Origin of the sequence: Pseudomonas sp. YNh (assembly GCF_037993085.1) — a bacterium.
Lineage (GTDB): Bacteria > Pseudomonadota > Gammaproteobacteria > Pseudomonadales > Pseudomonadaceae > Aquipseudomonas > Aquipseudomonas putida.
On record NZ_JBBMRJ010000002.1, the window covers coordinates 228,218 to 244,695 of the forward strand.

General features: G+C 62.9%; 16 protein-coding genes. 6 read left to right on the plus strand and 10 right to left on the minus strand.

Annotated elements, in window-relative coordinates:
• Positions 1 to 200: 200 nt before the first annotated feature.
• The 6 genes from fba to tkt form a co-directional block, all read right to left on the minus strand.
• The gene (gene fba / locus WF331_RS03055) at positions 201 to 1,265 is read right to left on the minus strand and encodes a class II fructose-bisphosphate aldolase (RefSeq protein ID WP_016501943.1); all 1,065 of its coding nucleotides are present in this window, start codon (positions 1,263 to 1,265) and stop codon (positions 201 to 203) included.
• A 100-nt stretch (positions 1,266 to 1,365) separates the two neighbouring features.
• Positions 1,366 to 1,695, minus strand: coding sequence for an MliC family protein (locus WF331_RS03060; RefSeq protein ID WP_016501944.1), 330 nt, complete (start codon positions 1,693 to 1,695; stop codon positions 1,366 to 1,368).
• 160 nt (positions 1,696 to 1,855) lie between these two features.
• Complete coding sequence (locus WF331_RS03065; protein ID WP_016489511.1) at positions 1,856 to 2,107, minus strand: hypothetical protein; 252 nt, start codon at positions 2,105 to 2,107, stop codon at positions 1,856 to 1,858.
• Positions 2,107 to 3,270, minus strand: coding sequence for a phosphoglycerate kinase (locus tag WF331_RS03070; RefSeq protein WP_016501945.1), 1,164 nt, complete (start codon positions 3,268 to 3,270; stop codon positions 2,107 to 2,109). Before WF331_RS03070 ends, WF331_RS03065 begins: the two co-directional genes overlap by 1 nt.
• 12 nt (positions 3,271 to 3,282) lie before the next feature.
• Positions 3,283 to 4,344, minus strand: coding sequence for an erythrose-4-phosphate dehydrogenase (epd, locus tag WF331_RS03075; protein ID WP_049272988.1), 1,062 nt, complete (start codon positions 4,342 to 4,344; stop codon positions 3,283 to 3,285).
• A 150-nt stretch (positions 4,345 to 4,494) separates the two neighbouring features.
• Entirely contained in the window at positions 4,495 to 6,492 is a 1,998-nt protein-coding gene (tkt, locus tag WF331_RS03080; RefSeq protein ID WP_016501947.1) for a transketolase, read from the minus strand.
• Positions 6,493 to 6,719: 227 nt separating this feature from the next.
• Between tkt and WF331_RS03085 the strand changes: the two genes are divergently transcribed.
• The 4 genes from WF331_RS03085 (at position 6,720) to WF331_RS03100 (ending at position 11,288) form a co-directional block, all read left to right on the plus strand.
• Positions 6,720 to 7,712, plus strand: coding sequence for an ArsR/SmtB family transcription factor (locus WF331_RS03085; RefSeq protein WP_016501948.1), 993 nt, complete (start codon positions 6,720 to 6,722; stop codon positions 7,710 to 7,712).
• Between the two features lie 18 nt (positions 7,713 to 7,730).
• On the plus strand, positions 7,731 to 8,921 hold the full coding sequence (gene metK / locus WF331_RS03090) for a methionine adenosyltransferase (protein ID WP_003249375.1): 1,191 nt from the start codon (positions 7,731 to 7,733) through the stop codon (positions 8,919 to 8,921).
• A 144-nt stretch (positions 8,922 to 9,065) separates the two neighbouring features.
• Positions 9,066 to 10,763: an NAD-dependent DNA ligase LigB gene (gene ligB, locus WF331_RS03095; RefSeq protein ID WP_284358892.1), complete on the plus strand. Its 1,698-nt coding sequence runs from the start codon at positions 9,066 to 9,068 to the stop codon at positions 10,761 to 10,763.
• A 132-nt stretch (positions 10,764 to 10,895) separates the two neighbouring features.
• Positions 10,896 to 11,288 (plus strand): DUF1090 domain-containing protein, encoded by a 393-nt coding sequence (locus WF331_RS03100; RefSeq protein WP_012274528.1) that lies wholly within the window; start codon positions 10,896 to 10,898, stop codon positions 11,286 to 11,288.
• Positions 11,289 to 11,416: 128 nt separating this feature from the next.
• Here the strand turns inward: WF331_RS03100 and WF331_RS03105 are convergent, their stop codons facing one another.
• Positions 11,417 to 11,863 (minus strand): c-type cytochrome, encoded by a 447-nt coding sequence (locus WF331_RS03105; protein ID WP_229609087.1) that lies wholly within the window; start codon positions 11,861 to 11,863, stop codon positions 11,417 to 11,419.
• Between the two features lie 119 nt (positions 11,864 to 11,982).
• Here WF331_RS03105 and mltA point away from each other — a divergent pair, with 119 nt between their 5' ends.
• Entirely contained in the window at positions 11,983 to 13,134 is a 1,152-nt protein-coding gene (gene mltA / locus WF331_RS03110) for a murein transglycosylase A (protein WP_016501952.1), read from the plus strand.
• Between the two features lie 111 nt (positions 13,135 to 13,245).
• On the opposite strand, the gene WF331_RS03115 is transcribed toward mltA, so the two are convergent.
• Complete coding sequence (locus WF331_RS03115) at positions 13,246 to 13,632, minus strand: MAPEG family protein (protein WP_016501953.1); 387 nt, start codon at positions 13,630 to 13,632, stop codon at positions 13,246 to 13,248.
• 26 nt (positions 13,633 to 13,658) lie between these two features.
• A complete protein-coding gene (locus WF331_RS03120) occupies positions 13,659 to 14,492 on the minus strand; it encodes a DMT family transporter (RefSeq protein WP_016501954.1) in 834 nt (277 codons plus the stop codon).
• A 282-nt stretch (positions 14,493 to 14,774) separates the two neighbouring features.
• Here WF331_RS03120 and WF331_RS03125 point away from each other — a divergent pair, with 282 nt between their 5' ends.
• Positions 14,775 to 16,010 (plus strand): cation:proton antiporter, encoded by a 1,236-nt coding sequence (locus WF331_RS03125; RefSeq protein ID WP_049272981.1) that lies wholly within the window; start codon positions 14,775 to 14,777, stop codon positions 16,008 to 16,010.
• Positions 16,011 to 16,045: 35 nt separating this feature from the next.
• Here WF331_RS03125 and WF331_RS03130 read toward each other — a convergent pair whose 3' ends face one another.
• On the minus strand, positions 16,046 to 16,447 hold the full coding sequence (locus tag WF331_RS03130) for an acyl-CoA thioesterase (RefSeq protein WP_016501956.1): 402 nt from the start codon (positions 16,445 to 16,447) through the stop codon (positions 16,046 to 16,048).
• Positions 16,448 to 16,478 lie beyond the last annotated feature (31 nt).

The following is a 16,478-nucleotide window of genomic DNA, read 5'->3' on the forward strand; positions in this document are numbered from 1 at the left end:
TATGTGACCGACTTCAAAATACGGTTGGATCCATTAGTACTCTAGACCTGAGGTGGTAACACGCAATGCAATCAGAACGCTATCAGCGGTTCAACTGTACGGTAGCCGACTAACGGTCGGTCTGCCGGATTTATGCTCCGGCTTTTTGTCGCCCATAAAAAAACCCGCATCACTGCGGGTTTTTTACGGCTGCCGGTCGATCAGTTGACCTTGGCGGCCAGCTCACCTTTCAGGTAGCGCTGGTACATGCCTTCCAGGGAGATCGGCTTGATCTTCGAGGCATTACCGGCAGTGCCGAAGGCTTCGTAACGGGCGATGCACACGTCACGCATGGCTTTGACGGTTTCACCGAAGAACTTGCGTGGGTCGAACTCGCTCGGGTTCTGCGCCATCAAGCGACGCATTGCACCGGTGGAAGCCAGACGCAGGTCGGTGTCGATGTTGACCTTGCGCACGCCGTGCTTGATGCCTTCAACGATCTCTTCGACCGGTACACCGTAGGTTTCCTTGATGTCGCCGCCGTACTGGTTGATGATCGCCAGCCATTCTTGCGGTACCGAGGAAGAACCGTGCATCACCAGGTGGGTGTTGGGGATGCGCTTGTGGATTTCCTTGATGCGGTCGATGGCCAGCACGTCACCGGTAGGTGGCTTGGTGAACTTGTAGGCACCGTGGCTGGTACCGATGGCGATCGCCAGGGCGTCGACCTGGGTCTTCTTGACGAAGTCGGCCGCTTCTTCCGGATCGGTCAGCATCTGGCTGTGGTCCAGCACGCCTTCAGCGCCGATGCCGTCTTCTTCACCGGCCATGCCGGTTTCCAGCGAACCCAGGCAGCCCAGCTCGCCTTCTACCGAAACGCCGCAGGCGTGCGCCATGGCAACGGTCTGCTGAGTAACGCGGACGTTGTACTCGTAGTCGGTCGGGGTCTTGCCGTCTTCGCCCAGCGAACCGTCCATCATCACCGAGCTGAAGCCCAGCTGGATGGAGCGCTGGCAGACGTCAGGGCTGGTGCCGTGGTCCTGGTGCATGCACACCGGGATGTGCGGGAATTCCTCGATCGCAGCCAGGATCAGGTGACGCAGGAACGGGGCACCGGCGTATTTGCGGGCGCCGGCCGAGGCCTGGACGATCACCGGGGAGTCGGTCTTGTCAGCCGCTTCCATGATGGCGCGCATCTGCTCAAGGTTGTTGACGTTGAAAGCTGGTACGCCGTAACCGAACTCGGCGGCGTGGTCCAGCATCTGGCGCATGCTAATGAGTGCCATTGTGTATCTCTCTCCCGACAAGCGTCGTTTGTTTCGTGCAAGCCTGCCGCAGGGGCGGTTGCTGTTCAAGTAGTGTGGGCCATTCACGCGGCCCGGCCAGTCACGGTGCCTTGCAGCCCCGCCCAATCAGGTCGTTGGTTGCCACCCAGTACACCAGGCCTTCTTCGCCCTTGGTGTGGAAGGCCAGCATGCCATCGCTGTACAGCGCACCCGAAGCACCCGGCTCGGACTTGAGCCGGTAGACCTGGTCACCGCCGCCAAGGCGTACGTCGACCTGCTCGCGTTGTGCATCGGCGAAGCGCCACAGCACTTCGGCCTGGGTGTCGCAGACCCAACGGGTCCAGTTGTCTGCCGGGGCGGGTTGCGCCGGCTGCAGCAGTGAGCATCCTGCCAGTGTCGCCAGGGCCGTTACGGCCAAAAGCGCTTTCATTCAGTTTCCTCGATTTGGGGCTGCCGTGCAGCCCTTCGCGGGCTTGCCCGCTCCCACAGAGACCGCACTGTACCTGTGGGAGCGGGCAAGCCCGCGAAGGGCCGCACAGCGGCCCCTTCTTCAAGACCACAAATCAACCTTCAGGTTGCCTATCACCCGATCAAGGGCAACCCGGCGCCTTGCGCTGGTGGTCTTCGTCGTACTTTTCCAGGCCTTCCGGGCCCACGCGCTTGCTGATGACCGGCACGGTTTCGGCCTGCCACTCGGACTGGTAGCAACCACCCTTGGGCGGATGCGCCGGGTCGCCATCCGAGGCCGGGCTGCCAGAGCAGGCGCTCAGCAGGCCAGCCAGCATCATCACAGGCAATTGCTTGACCATCAGGCCACTCCCTTTGCCAAGCGCCGACGTCATCAGGCCTTGGCCCGCTCTTCCAGGATTGCCACCGCTGGCAGGACCTTGCCCTCGACGAACTCGAGGAAAGCACCACCACCGGTAGAAATGTAGGAGATTTGCTCGCTGACGCCATATTTGTCGATGGCTGCCAGGGTGTCACCGCCACCGGCGATGGAGAACGCTGCGCTCTCGGCAATGGCTTTTGCCAGCACCTTGGTGCCGTTGCCGAACTGGTCGAACTCGAACACGCCGACCGGGCCGTTCCACAGGATAGTCTTCGACGACTTCAGCAGCTCGGCGAAGTTGGCTGCAGTTTGCGGGCCGATATCCAGGATCATGTCGTCGGCAGCAACGTCGGCGATGGCCTTGACGGTAGCTTCGGCGCTCTCGGCAAACTCCTTGGCAACCACCACGTCGACGGGCAGCGGCACGCTGACCTTGGCAGCGATGGCCTTGGCGGTGTCAACCAGGTCAGGCTCGTACAGGGACTTGCCAACCGGGTGACCAGCAGCGGCCAGGAAGGTGTTGGCAATGCCGCCACCAACGATCAGTTGGTCGCAGACCGAGCTCAGGCTGTTCAGTACGTCCAGCTTGGTCGATACCTTGGAACCGGCAACGATGGCTGCCATTGGCTTGGCCGGGGCCTTCAGGGCCTTGCCCAGAGCGTCCAGTTCAGCAGCCAGCAGCGGGCCTGCAGCAGCGACTTTGGCAAACTTGGCTACACCGTGAGTGGAACCTTCGGCGCGGTGGGCGGTGCCGAAGGCGTCCATGACGAACACGTCACACAGGGCAGCGTACTTCTGCGCCAGCTCGTCGGCGTTCTTTTTCTCGCCCTTGTTGAAGCGCACGTTCTCGAACAGCACCAGCTCGCCGGCCTGTACCGCGACACCGTCCAGGTAGTCGGCAACCAGTGGCACGTCACGGCCAAGGGCCTTGCTCAGGTAGTCGGCAACCGGCTTGAGGCTGTTCTCGGCAGAGAATTCGCCTTCGGTCGGGCGGCCCAGGTGCGAGCAGACCATTACCGCCGCGCCCTTCTCCAGGGCCAGCTTGATGGTCGGCAGCGCTGCCAGGATACGCGCGTCGCTGGTTACCACACCGTCCTTCACAGGCACGTTGAGGTCTTCGCGGATCAGTACGCGCTTACCTTGCAGGTCGAGGTCGGTCATCTTCAACACGGTCATGAATGCAGTCCTTCAGGGCTGTTTGTTGCGGGTTGGGTGAACGACGTGCAGAAAGTGTTCGGCAACGTCGAGCATACGGTTGGCAAAACCCCATTCGTTGTCGAACCAGGCCAGCAGGTTCACCAGGCGGGGGCCGGAAACGCGGGTCTGGCTGGCATCGACAATCGCCGAATGCGGGTCATGGTTGAAATCACAGCTGGCGTGCGGCAGCTCGGTGTAGGCCAGCAAGCCTTTCAGCGGGCCTTCCAGCGCGGCCTCGCGCAGCACCCGGTTGACCTCGGCCGCACTGGTGTCGCGGGCGGTCTGCAGGGTGATGTCCAGGCACGAGACGTTGACGGTCGGTACACGTACCGCTTTGGCCTGGATTCGCCCGGCAAGTTCCGGGAGCAGGCGTTCGATGCCACGTGCCAGACCAGTGGACACCGGGATCACCGACTGGAAGGCCGAACGCGTGCGGCGCAGGTCTTCGTGGTGGTAGGCGTCGATCACCGGCTGGTCGTTCATCGCCGAGTGGATGGTGGTGATCTGCACGTACTCGATGCCGAACGCCTGGTCCAGCACACGTAGCAGCGGCACGCCGCAGTTGGTGGTACACGAGGCATTGGACACCAGGCGTTCGCTGCCGGTCAGGCAGGCCTGATTGATACCGTAGACCACCGTGGCGTCAACGTCGGCCTCGCTGGCCATGGGCTGCGAGAACAGCACACGTGGCGCGCCGGCGTCGAGGAAACGCTGGCCATCGGCACGGGTGTTATAGGCACCCGAGCACTCCAGTACCAGGTCGATACCCAGCGAGGCCCAGTCGATGCCTTCGGGGGTGGCACTGCGCATTACCTTCACGCAGTCGCCATTGATATGCAGACAGTCGCCGTCGACTTTCACCTCGCCGGGGAAACGCCCGTGGGTGGAGTCGAAGCGTGTCAGGTATTCCAGGCTGGCCTGGTCGGCCAGGTCGTTCAGCGCGACGATCTCGAAACCGGCCTTCGCCCCCCGCTCGAACAGCGCGCGCAGGACACAGCGGCCGATGCGGCCATAACCGTTGAGTGCAACTTTGTAGGGACGCAGGTGGGACATAGGCAGCTCTTGAACTCCGGCAGTTGAACGGGGCCGCTGCGCGGCCCATTCGCGGCACAAGGCCGCTCCTACAGGGGACGGCGTATGCAATACCCTGTAGGAGCGGCCTTGTGCCGCGAACGAGGGCCAAAGGCCCTCGCCTTCCTTGTATCAGTCTTCCAGCAGCTCTTCGGCAGTACCCAGGATGTTCTCCAGGGTGAAACCGAATTCTTCGAACAGTGCAGAGGCCGGGGCCGACTCACCGTAGGTGGTCATGCCAATGATGCGACCTTCCAGGCCGACGTACTTGTACCAGAAGTCGGCATGGGCGGCTTCGATGGCGATGCGCGCACCCACTTCCAACGGCAGCACGGACTGCTTGTAGGCAGCGTCCTGGGCGTCGAACACGCTAGTGCTTGGCATCGACACGACGCGCACCTTGCGGCCTTGCTCGGTCAGTTTGTCGAACGCCTGAACGGCAAGGCCCACTTCGGAGCCGGTAGCGATCAGGATCAGCTCAGGCTCGCCAGCACAGTCTTTCAGCACGTAACCGCCACGGGCGATGTCAGCGATCTGCTGGGCGTCGCGGTCCTGGTGCTGCAGGTTCTGACGCGAGAAGATCAGCGCCGAAGGGCCATCCTTGCGCTCCAGGGCATGCTTCCAGGAAACCGCCGACTCAACGGCGTCAGCTGGGCGCCAGGTGTCCAGGTTCGGCGTGCTGCGCAGGCTGGCCAGCTGCTCGATCGGCTGGTGAGTCGGGCCGTCTTCGCCCAGGCCGATGGAGTCGTGGGTGTAGACGTGGATCACACGCTGCTTCATCAGGGCAGACATGCGCACGGCGTTGCGGGCGTATTCCATGAACATCAGGAAGGTCGCACCGTAAGGCACCAGGCCACCGTGCAGGGCAACGCCGTTCATGATGGCGGTCATGCCGAACTCGCGCACGCCGTAGTACATGTAGTTGCCATTGGCATCTTCATGGCTGACGCCCTTGCAACCTTTCCACAGGGTCAGGTTGGAGCCGGCCAGGTCGGCCGAGCCGCCCAGCAGTTCCGGCAGCAGCGGGCCGAAGGCGTTCAGGGTGTTCTGGCTGGCCTTGCGGCTGGCAATGGTCTCGCCCTTGGCCGCGACTTCAGCAATATAGGCAGCGGCTTTTTCCGCGAAGTCGGCTGGCAGCTCACCGCTCAGGCGGCGCTTGAGTTCGCCTGCCAGCTCAGGGAAGGCAGCGGCGTAGGCGTCGAAGCGCTTGTTCCACTCGGCTTCGACCTTGGCGCCAGCGTCCTTGGCATCCCACTCGGCATAGATGTCGGCAGGGACTTCGAACGGACCGTGGTTCCAGTTCAGTTCCTTGCGCGCCAGGGCGATTTCGTCGTTGCCCAGCGGAGCACCGTGGCAGTCTTCCTTGCCCTGCTTGTTCGGCGAACCGAAACCGATGATGGTCTTGCAGCAGATCAGGGTCGGGCGATCGCTCTTGCGGGCGGTGTCGATGGCGGTACGGATCTCGTCGGCGTCGTGGCCATTGACGTTGCGGATCACCAGCCAGTTGTAGGACTCGAAACGCTTCGGCGTGTCGTCGGTGAACCAGCCTTCCACTTCACCGTCGATGGAGATGCCGTTGTCGTCATAGAAGGCAACCAGCTTGTTCAGGCCCAGGGTGCCGGCCAGCGAGGCGACTTCGTGGGAGATGCCTTCCATCATGCAGCCGTCGCCCAGGAACACGTAGGTGTTGTGGTCGACGACGTTGTGGCCTTCACGGTTGAACTGGGCGCCCAGTACCTTCTCGGCCAGGGCGAAGCCCACGGCATTGGCCAGGCCTTGGCCCAGCGGGCCGGTGGTGGTCTCCACACCCGGGGTGTAGCCGAACTCCGGGTGGCCCGGGGTACGGCTGTGCAGCTGGCGGAACGATTTGAGGTCATCGATGGTGACGTCGTAGCCGGTCAGGTGCAGCAGCGAGTAGATCAGCATCGAGCCGTGGCCGTTGGACAGCACGAAGCGGTCACGGTCGGCGAAACTCGGGTTGCTCGGGTTGTGCTTCAGATAGTCGCGCCAAAGCACTTCGGCGATATCCGCCATGCCCATGGGGGCACCTGGATGGCCGCTGTTGGCCTTTTGCACGGCATCCATGCTGAGTGCACGAATGGCGTTGGCACGTTCACGACGGCTGGGCATCGCTGATCTCCTGGGGGCTTGAATAGGTAGTGTTACGAAAAAGGCGGCCATTTTCGCCCACTGGGGGGGCTTGGGGCAATGACGTATGGTCGCAGTCGGGGGATTTTCCTGTGATTGGCATTCAATTCGGGGCAAAACCGGGTTAACCGTCCCGCCCATCACCCAATATCAAAACTTTTTGATATTGGCCTTGCTAGGGCATCGATGCCTGTCTAGACTGCCGCCCCATGAACCTCCGTGCGCAATCGATACCCGAGCAACGCGAAGCATTGGCCGCCCTGTGCAAAGCCAGTGGCGATGCGCTGCGCCTGAATGTTTTGCGCGCACTGGCCAACGATTCGTTCGGCGTGCTGGAGCTGGCGCAGATCTTCGACATCGGCCAGTCGGGCATGAGCCACCACCTGAAGGTGCTGGCCCAGGCCGAGCTGGTGGCAACCCGCCGCGAAGGTAACGCCATCTTCTATCGCCGTGCCCTGCCCGACGGCCTGCGCCTGGGCGGTCGGCTGCATGCGGCGCTGCTCGATGAAGTCGACGACCTGGTCCTGCCGCCCGATGTGCAGGCGCGGATCGCCCAGGTGCAGCAGCGCCGTGCGGCCACCAGCCAGGACTTCTTCCTGCGCGTTGAAGAAAAGTTTCGCGCCCAGCAAGACCTGATCGCCGGCCTGCCGCAGTACCGCGAAAGCCTGCTTGCGCTACTCGACAAACTGCATTTCGACCCGGCGGCCAGCGCCCTGGAGGTCGGCCCCGGTGATGGCGGCTTCCTCCCCGACCTGGCCCGGCGCTTCGCCCAGGTGACCGCCCTGGACAACAGCCCGACCATGCTCGAACTGGCGCGCCAGGTGTGCCAGCGCGAGGGGCTCGACAACGTGAACCTGCAGTTGGCCGATGCACTGGGTGCAACGGATGTGGCCGCCGACTGCGTTGTGCTGAACATGGTGCTGCACCATTTCAGCGACCCGGCCCTGGCCTTGCGCCAGTTGGCCAAACGGGTGAAGGCAGGCGGTAGTCTGCTGGTCACCGAATTGTGCAGCCATGACCAGGGGTGGGCGCGGGACGCCTGCGGCGACCTGTGGCTTGGCTTTGAACAGGACGACCTGGCCCGCTGGGCCAACGCTGCCGGGCTGGCCCATGGGGACAGCCTGTACGTAGGCTTGCGTAACGGTTTCCAGATCCAGGTCCGCCATTTCCAGCGGACGGCTGGCGACATACACCATCGGTAAATTTCAGGAACCTTCGAGATGAGCGAATACTCCCTTTTCACCTCCGAGTCCGTGTCCGAAGGGCATCCGGACAAGATCGCCGACCAGATTTCGGACGCCGTCCTTGATGCCATCATCGCTCAGGACAAATACGCCCGCGTAGCGTGCGAAACCCTGGTCAAGACCGGTGTCGCCATCATCGCCGGCGAAGTCACCACTTCGGCCTGGGTCGATCTTGAAGACCTGGTGCGCAAGGTCATCATCGACATCGGCTACAACAGCTCGGACGTCGGTTTCGACGGCGCCACCTGCGCCGTGATGAACATCATCGGCAAGCAGTCGGTGGACATCGCCCAGGGCGTGGACCGCTCCAAGCCGGAAGACCAGGGCGCCGGTGACCAGGGCCTGATGTTCGGCTATGCCAGCAACGAAACCGAAGTGCTGATGCCGGCACCGATCTGCTTCTCGCACCGTCTGGTCGAGCGCCAGGCCGAAGCGCGCAAGTCCGGCCTGCTGCCGTGGCTGCGCCCGGATGCCAAATCGCAGGTCACCTGCCGCTACGAAAACGGCAAGGTAGTCGGTATCGACGCCGTGGTGCTGTCGACCCAGCACAACCCGGAAGTGTCGCAGAAAGACCTGCAAGAAGCCGTGATGGAGCTGATCGTCAAGCACACCCTGCCTGCCGAGCTGCTGCACAAGGGCACCCAGTACCACATCAACCCGACCGGCAACTTCATCATCGGTGGCCCGGTGGGTGACTGTGGCCTGACCGGCCGCAAGATCATCGTCGACTCCTACGGCGGCATGGCCCGCCACGGTGGTGGCGCGTTCTCCGGCAAGGACCCGTCCAAGGTCGACCGTTCCGCTGCCTACGCCGGCCGCTACGTAGCCAAGAACATCGTTGCCGCCGGCCTGGCCGAGCGCTGCGAGATCCAGGTGTCGTACGCCATTGGCGTGGCGCAGCCGACCTCCATCTCGATCAACACCTTCGGCACCGGCAAGGTCTCCGACGACAAGATCATCCAGCTGGTGCGTGAGTGCTTCGACCTGCGTCCGTACGCCATCACCACCATGCTCGACCTGCTGCACCCGATGTACCAGGAAACCGCTGCCTACGGCCACTTCGGCCGTACCCCGCAGCAGAAGACTGTCGGCGACGACACCTTCACCACCTTCACCTGGGAGCGCACCGACCGCGCCCAGTCGCTGCGTGACGCTGCCGGCCTGTAAGTTTCCTGCAGCGCCAGACGAAAGCCCCTGCCGAGCGATTGGCAGGGGCTTTTTTGTGACATATCGGCTGACAATCGCGCGGCGGCAAGCGCCTGCAAACCTGCCTAGGCTGGAGGACTCACCCGCCATGCAAGGATGCTGGCCATGCCTTACCTGCTGCTTGTCCTGCTGTTTGCGCTACACACCCCACTGGCCAGCGCCACCTCATGCCCCGACTGGACCCCGCAACAGGCCGAGGCGGAAGTTGCGCAACTGCGCGCCACGCTTGCCCGATGGGACGAGCACTACCATCGCCAGGGTGCTGCCCTGGTCGCCGATGAACTGTACGACCAAAGCCGCGAGCGGCTGAATCACCTGCAGCAGTGCTTCGCGGTTGGCAGCAGCCCCTCCCCCTTGGCCAGCGCTCGCGGCGCGGTCCCCCACCCCGTGCCGCATACCGGCGTCGACAAGCTGGCAGACCGCCAGGCCGTGGCGCGATGGATGGCCGGCAAGACCGGTGTGTGGGTACAGCCCAAGGTCGACGGTGTTGCAGTTTCCCTCACTTACCAGCAGGGCCGATTGGTACAGCTGACCAGCCGGGGTGACGGTGTACACGGCCATGACTGGAGCCGACACATTCCACAACTCGGCGCAATCACCCGAGAGTTGCCCATGCCGGTAGACCTGCACTTGCAAGGTGAGCTGTATCTGCGCCTGAACGAACACGTACAAGCCAAGGCAGGCAGTGCCAACGCCCGCGGCACCGTGGCCGGGCTGCTCGCACGCAAGCAACTGACCGCCGAGCAAGGGGACACGATCGGCCTGTTTGTGTGGAGCTGGCCGCAGGGCCCCGGGCAACAGGCAGAACGCCTCGCACAGCTGGCACAACTGGGGTTCCCGGACAGCCTGCGTTACAGCATCGCCATCGACACGGCGGAGGACGCAGCACACTGGCGTGAGCACTGGTACCGCTCCCCCCTGCCCTTTGCCACCGACGGTGTGATCCTGCGCCAGGGCAGCCGGCCGCCCGCGCAGCGCTGGCAAGCCAAGGCGCCGTACTGGATCGCGGCCTGGAAATACCCCTATGTGCAAGCCTTGGCCGAGGTGCGCGACGTGCGCTTTAGGGTTGGCCGCACCGGCAGGGTCACGCCCATTGTGCATATGCAGCCGGTAACCCTCGATGACCGGCGTATTTCCCAGGTAAGCCTTGGCTCGCTGGGGCGCTGGCAAGCCTTGGATATCCGCCCCGGCGACCAGGTGGCCATCAGCCTGGCCGGGCTGACCATTCCACGCCTGGACCACGTCGTGCACCGCGCTGTCGAGCGCCAGCCACTGGCCGTGCCTGCACCCGACCAGCATCATGCCCACAGCTGCTGGCAGGCCAGCGAAGGCTGTGAAGAGCAATTCATTGCCCGGCTTGCCTGGCTTGGCGGAAAACAAGGCCTGGCCTTGCCCCGTATCGGGCCCGGCACATGGCGCCGGCTGGTCGAAGCGGGCCTGGTAACGTCGATGACCGACTGGCTGCATCTCGATGCCGAGCGCCTGCAGCAAGTACCCGGCATAAGCAGCCTGACGGCGGCACAGCTGCTAAGCAGCTTCGACCAAGCGCGCTCACGCCCTTTCGATCAGTGGCTGCGCGGCATTGGCGCGCCCGTCAGCAAGCATCTACAACTGACAGGCGACTGGGCAGAGCTGGCTTCACGCAGTACCGGGCAATGGCAAACCGTGCCCGGCATCGGCGCAAAACGCTCGCGCCAACTTGTGGATTTCTTCGCGGCTCCTGAGGTGCAAGCCGTTGCTGACCGGTTGGCAAAAACCGGCATAGAGGGGTTCCCGGGTACGCCCCAGCGCATTGAGCAATGATTTTTTACCATTTATCTCGTAGGAAAAACCCGAGATTAAAGCCGAACACCTCACCAAGGGTTCCTAAATGGGCAAAACCAAGGCAGGATTTCCACCAACTTTTGCTGCCCCGCCCCGTTCAGGAGGCTTTTCATGAAACGCATTTCGACTCTTTTCCTGCTCGCATCACTGGGTTTGGCTGCGGGAGCTGTACAAGCGGCCCAGCCGGACCCAGGCCTGACCGGTTGCGCCGCCAAGCGCAGCGCCATCGAGAACCAGTTGAAAATCGCCCGCGACCACGGCAACAGCGACCAGGTCGCCGGGCTGGAGGAAGCACTGCGTGGCGTGGACAACTGCACCGACGCGAGCCTGCGCAAAGAGCGTGAGCAGAAGGTGCTGGATGCACGTCACGAAGTGGCGCAGCGCGAAAAAGACCTGAAGAAAGCCGAGAAAAAAGGCGACGCGGAGAAGATCAACAAGCGCAAGGACAAACTTGCCGAATCGCGTAAAGAGTTGCAGGAAGCCGTGGACGATCTGGATCGCTGACAGCGATTTGCGTTGCCCTTACTGGCCTCATCGCCGGCAAGCCAGCTCCAACAGGTATCACACTGCCTTCAATTACTGCGCAGTACCTGTGTGAACTGGCTTGCCGGCGATGAGGCCACAGCAGGCCATCAATGATTACGAAACTCGGTATGGCACGCCTTGCACGCCGCTTCGACCTTATCCATCGGCGCTTTCAGCTGTGCAGCGTCCAGCGGCTGGCTGCGGCTGACATCGACCAGTTCGCCCGTGACGCTTTCCAGCTGCCGGGCCAGGTCATGAAAACGCGCCTGACGCTCCCATACCTCTGCGCGCGCGGCACTGTCACCGCCATCGCGCACCTGCGGAAAGTGCTGCCAGGGTTGATGCGACAGGCTGTCCAGCTTCAGCGCACCGTCGGCAAACTTCAGCCCGTCGAACGGCAACCGGCCACGCAGCATGCCGCCCAGATCTTCACTGGTCTTGAGCATGTCCTTGAATATCACCTTGCGTTTGCCCAGTGGCGAGTCCGGGTCAACCCGGTCACAACCACTCAGGGCCAGGGCGGCCAGCAGAACAACGGTCAATCGCTTCAACATCACGCTCACTTCGGCCTACGCAAATGGGCGGCCAGTATCGCTGCCCAAGGGCCAAACACCAATAGCCACATAAAAAACAGGGGCGAATTTTCATGTTCGCCCATGACAGGAATGCACACATGACATCTGCCCTGCGCCACCTGGCCTGGACACTCCCGGTGCTGGCTTTGCTGGCCGGCTGCAACGGCGGCGAAAGCGCCAAGCCCGAGCCCCACGCCATCGCCACCTACGCCCCGGCCACCTGGAAAGACCTGCCCGCAGTCAGCGACGAAGACCTGCTGGCCGGTTTCTACGCCTGGCGCAGCGGCTGTGAGAAGCTCAAGCGCGACCCGGTGTGGGCCGCCACCTGCGAAGCCGCCGGCAGCGACACGGCGAGCGCTGCCCAGGTGCGTACCTTCCTTGAGCAGAATCTGCAGGTTTATGGCCTGCGCTCCGCCGAGAACAATGCCAACGGCCTGATTACCGGTTACTACGAGCCGGTCTACCCCGGCAGCCTGAGCCAATCAGCCACCAACCATGTGGCGGTTTACGGCCCCCCGGATGACATGATCGTGGTCGACCTGGCCAGCGTCTACCCCGAGCTGAAGGGCAAGCGCCTGCGTGGTCGGCTCGATGGCCGGGTACTCAAACCATACGACACTGCCGAAGTGATCAACCGTAACGGCGTCAAGGCACCGGTGCTGGCCTGGCTGACCGACCCGATGGACCTGCAATTCCTGCAGATCCAGGGTTCGGGCCGGGTACAACTGGAAGACGGCCGTCAGCTGCGCCTGGGCTACGCCGACCAGAACGGCCACCCCTACAGGCCGATCGGCCGCTGGCTGGTGGAACAGGGCCAGCTGAAAAAAGAAGAAGTGAGCATGGGTGCGATTCATGCCTGGGCCCAGGCCAACCCACAGCGCGTACCAGAACTGCTGGCCAGCAACCCCAGCTACGTGTTCTTCAGCACCCGCCCGGACAGCAACGAAGGCCCGCGCGGTTCGTTGAACGTACCGCTGACAGCGGGCTACAGCGTGGCCATCGACCGCAAGGTGATTCCGCTGGGCAGCCTGTTGTGGCTTTCCACCACGCGCCCGGACGGCTCGCCAGTGGTGCGCCCGGTGGGTGCGCAGGACACTGGTGGCGCGATTGCGGGTGAAGTGCGTGCCGACCTGTTCTGGGGCACCGGGCCGGAAGCCGGCGAGCTGGCGGGGAACATGAAGCAGCAGGGGCAGATCTGGATGCTCTGGCCTAAAGGCCAGCCACTACCTGAGGTACCTAAGGTACCTTGATCGGGGGTGGATTCTTCGCGGGCTTGCCCGCTCCCACAGATACACCACAGCCCTTGAATACTGTGGTGTACCTGTGGGAGCGGGCAAGCCCGCGAAGAAGGCAACGCGGTTTCAGATGGAAACCACGAAGAACGACACGATAATTGCCAACCCGGCAAACCACACCAGCGAGCGCAAGGCCGCCCAATCGGCCAGGTAGCAGATGATGTAAAGCAAGCGGCTGGTGATGTACATCACCCCCAGCACATCCTGCGTCACCTGCTCGGCATTACCGACGATATCCGCCACCAGCACCGCAGCCGCAAACGCCGGGAATGCCTCGTAGCCATTCTGCTGCGCCGCATGGGCACGCCGTGGCAAGCCCGACAAGGTATCAAGGAAGGCTCGCGGGTCGTGATTGTCCTTGAGGCCGAACCGGCCGCTGGCCACCTTGGCGATCAAGGCACAAAGCGGGTTAAGCAGCAGCGCGATCAGGATGCACCACAGGGCAACGGTCATGCTCAGACTCCTTGTTCGATAATGGGTTAGAGCTTCATCACCAGCATGCCTGCCAGGACCAGCCCGCAAGCTAGGAGTCTCGGCCCGCCAAAAGGTTCTTTGAGGTAGCGCATACCCAGCAGCACCACCAGAATCACGCTCAACTCCCGCAATGCGGCCGCCTCGGCCACTGACCCCAGGTGCATGGCCCACAACACCAGGGCATAACTGAACAATACGCAGAACCCCACCGCCAGCCCCAGGCGCCATTGCGTTCGCCAGAACAGGACGAACGGTGCCCGCCGCGCCACGCTGGCCAGCAGCGGGAATTGCCAGGCACTGAGCAATGTCAGCCATACCAGGTAATCCCACGGTTTACCCCACAAGCGCACGGCCTGGCCGTCGAACCAGGTGTAGCAGCCGATGCACAGGCCGATCAGGGCCACCACCGGCAGCATCGACCAGGGCAGCCGGTCACCGCCGCCGCCCTGCCACAACAGGCAGGCCATGCCACATGGGATCAGCAGGATGCCGATGATCTGCTGCTGGCTCAGCGACTCCCCGGCAAAGGCCAGCGTCAGCCCCAGCACCACCAGCGGCGACAGCCCGCGCATCAGAGGATAGACCAGCCCCAGGTCGCCCACGCGGTAGGCCTTGATCAGCAGGTAGCGGTACAACTGCTCGGCCAGCGCCGAGGCTATCAGCCAAGGCCATATCTCAGCCGGCGGCACATCGACGAAGGCCACAGCCAGCACTGCGAACACCAGCGCCACCGTGTCCATGCTGGCGATCACCAGCAAGCGCTCGCCGCTGAATTTGATCAGGGTATTCCAGGTCGCATGCAGCAGGGCGGCGACCAGCACCAGGGATGTTGCCAACACGCCTTCTTGTCCTTATGGCTGATTATGGCTGTGAATATATAGCGTTCAGGGGGGCTTTGTGGGAGCGGGCATGCCCGCGAAGAATGCAACTCGGTGTATGGCACCGGCTGTGCCGGTGTTCGCGGGCACGCCCGCTCCCACAGGGTATCCCGTGCAGACTGTTACGGGAACGATTTGGACTAATTGGGTCAAACTCTGTGTCCCGAACCCCGCGCCAGGTCATCAAAGAACTGCCCGAGCCATTCGGGTAACGACTTGGAAGCCACTGTCACAGGATTCGGGATGCTTGAATTAGTTGCCGCGTTTATCTGCCTCACCACCCTCCTCACCTATGTAAATTACCGCTTCATCGGCCTGCCCCCCGCCATTGGCGTGATGGTCACGGCGTTGCTGTTCTCCCTGATGCTGCAGGGCCTGAGCCTGATCGGCTTCCCTGGCCTGGAAGAACGCGTCGAAGGGCTGATGAACCAGATCGATTTCAACGACCTGCTGATGCACTGGATGCTGGCGTTCCTGCTGTTTGCCGGCGCACTGCACGTGAACCTCAGCGATCTGCGCAGTTACCGCTGGCCGATCGGTTTGCTCGCGACAATCGGGGTGCTGATTGCCACCGTGGTCATCGGTTACCTGTCGCACTGGGTATTCGCGATGTTCGGCTGGCAAGTGCCACTGATCTACTGCCTGCTGTTCGGTGCGCTGATCTCGCCTACCGACCCGATTGCCGTGCTGGGCGCGCTGCGTACCGCCAACGCCTCCAAACCGCTGAAAACCACCATCGTCGGCGAGTCACTGTTCAACGATGGCACCGCGGTGGTGGTGTTCACCGTATTGCTGGGCATCATCCAGCTGGGTGAAACGCCGAGCATGACCGACACGGCGATCCTGTTCGCCCGCGAGGCCATCGGCGGCGTGGTGTTTGGTGGCCTGATCGGCTACGCCACCTACCGCATGATCAAGAGCATCGAGCAGTACCAGGTGGAAGTCATGCTGACGCTGGCGCTGGTCATCGGCGGCTCGGCCATGTGCTACGAGCTGCACGTCTCGGCGCCGATCGCCATGGTGGTGGCCGGCCTGATCATCGGCAACCTGGGGCGCAACCTGGCGATGAACGACATGACCCGTCGCTACATGGACGGTTTCTGGGAGCTGATCGATGACATGCTCAACGCCCTGCTGTTCGCGCTGATCGGCCTTGAGCTGCTGCTGTTGCCGTTCAACTGGATGCACCTGGCGGCCGGCAGTGTGCTGGCGCTGGCGGTGCTGCTGTCGAGGCTGCTGACCGTGGCCCCGGCCATTGTGTTGCTGCGCCGCTGGCGCCCGGTGCCCAAAGGCACGGTGCGGGTGCTGACCTGGGGCGGCCTGCGTGGCGGGGTGTCGGTGGCACTGGCGCTGTCGCTGCCACTGGGCGCGGAGCGTGACCTGCTGCTGTCGATCACCTACATCGTGGTGTTGTCGTCGATCCTGGTGCAGGGCTTGAGCATCGGGCGGGTGGTGCGCAAGGTCAGCGCCCAGCCGTAAGATTTTCGGGGCCGCTTTGCGGCCCCAAAAAATCGTCACTCGACTGCCGAATCCGGGAACTGGTCCTGGACATACTTGATCTCGGTGCGCCCGTGCGCTGCCGGCAAGCCGTCTTCACCGAGATTGACGAACACCATCTTGTCGACGGTCAGAATGCTCTTGCGGGTGATCTTGTTGCGCACTTCGCACTTGAGGGTGATCGAGGTGCGGCCGAACTCTGTGGCAGTGATGCCCAGCTCGATGATGTCACCCTGGCGCGAAGCGCTGACGAAGTTGATTTCCGATATGTATTTGGTCACGACGCGCTGGTTGCCCAGCTGGACGATGGCGTAAATGGCCGCCTCTTCGTCGATCCAGCGCAACAGGCTGCCACCGAACAGGGTGCCATTGGGGTTGAGGTCTTCGGGTTTAACCCACTTGCGGGTGTGAAAGTTCATCTGTACTCCTGACCTGCTTGGCTAACGTGTA

Excerpts from the sequence above, each read along its gene's own strand:
- WF331_RS03125 (WP_049272981.1), top strand. The coding sequence starts at position 14,775 with ATGCTTGAATTAGTTGCCGCGTTTATCTGCCTCACCACCCTCCTCACC.
- epd (WP_049272988.1), bottom strand. The coding sequence starts at position 4,344 with ATGTCCCACCTGCGTCCCTACAAAGTTGCACTCAACGGTTATGGCCGC.
- mltA (WP_016501952.1), top strand. The coding sequence starts at position 11,983 with ATGACATCTGCCCTGCGCCACCTGGCCTGGACACTCCCGGTGCTGGCT.
- WF331_RS03100 (WP_012274528.1), top strand. The coding sequence starts at position 10,896 with ATGAAACGCATTTCGACTCTTTTCCTGCTCGCATCACTGGGTTTGGCT.
- WF331_RS03065 (WP_016489511.1), bottom strand. The coding sequence starts at position 2,107 with ATGACGTCGGCGCTTGGCAAAGGGAGTGGCCTGATGGTCAAGCAATTG.
- WF331_RS03060 (WP_016501944.1), bottom strand. The coding sequence starts at position 1,695 with ATGAAAGCGCTTTTGGCCGTAACGGCCCTGGCGACACTGGCAGGATGC.
- WF331_RS03070 (WP_016501945.1), bottom strand. The coding sequence starts at position 3,270 with ATGACCGTGTTGAAGATGACCGACCTCGACCTGCAAGGTAAGCGCGTA.
- WF331_RS03105 (WP_229609087.1), bottom strand. The coding sequence starts at position 11,863 with ATGTTGAAGCGATTGACCGTTGTTCTGCTGGCCGCCCTGGCCCTGAGT.
- WF331_RS03130 (WP_016501956.1), bottom strand. The coding sequence starts at position 16,447 with ATGAACTTTCACACCCGCAAGTGGGTTAAACCCGAAGACCTCAACCCC.
- fba (WP_016501943.1), bottom strand. The coding sequence starts at position 1,265 with ATGGCACTCATTAGCATGCGCCAGATGCTGGACCACGCCGCCGAGTTC.
- ligB (WP_284358892.1), top strand. The coding sequence starts at position 9,066 with ATGCCTTACCTGCTGCTTGTCCTGCTGTTTGCGCTACACACCCCACTG.
- WF331_RS03115 (WP_016501953.1), bottom strand. The coding sequence starts at position 13,632 with ATGACCGTTGCCCTGTGGTGCATCCTGATCGCGCTGCTGCTTAACCCG.
- WF331_RS03085 (WP_016501948.1), top strand. The coding sequence starts at position 6,720 with ATGAACCTCCGTGCGCAATCGATACCCGAGCAACGCGAAGCATTGGCC.
- tkt (WP_016501947.1), bottom strand. The coding sequence starts at position 6,492 with ATGCCCAGCCGTCGTGAACGTGCCAACGCCATTCGTGCACTCAGCATG.
- metK (WP_003249375.1), top strand. The coding sequence starts at position 7,731 with ATGAGCGAATACTCCCTTTTCACCTCCGAGTCCGTGTCCGAAGGGCAT.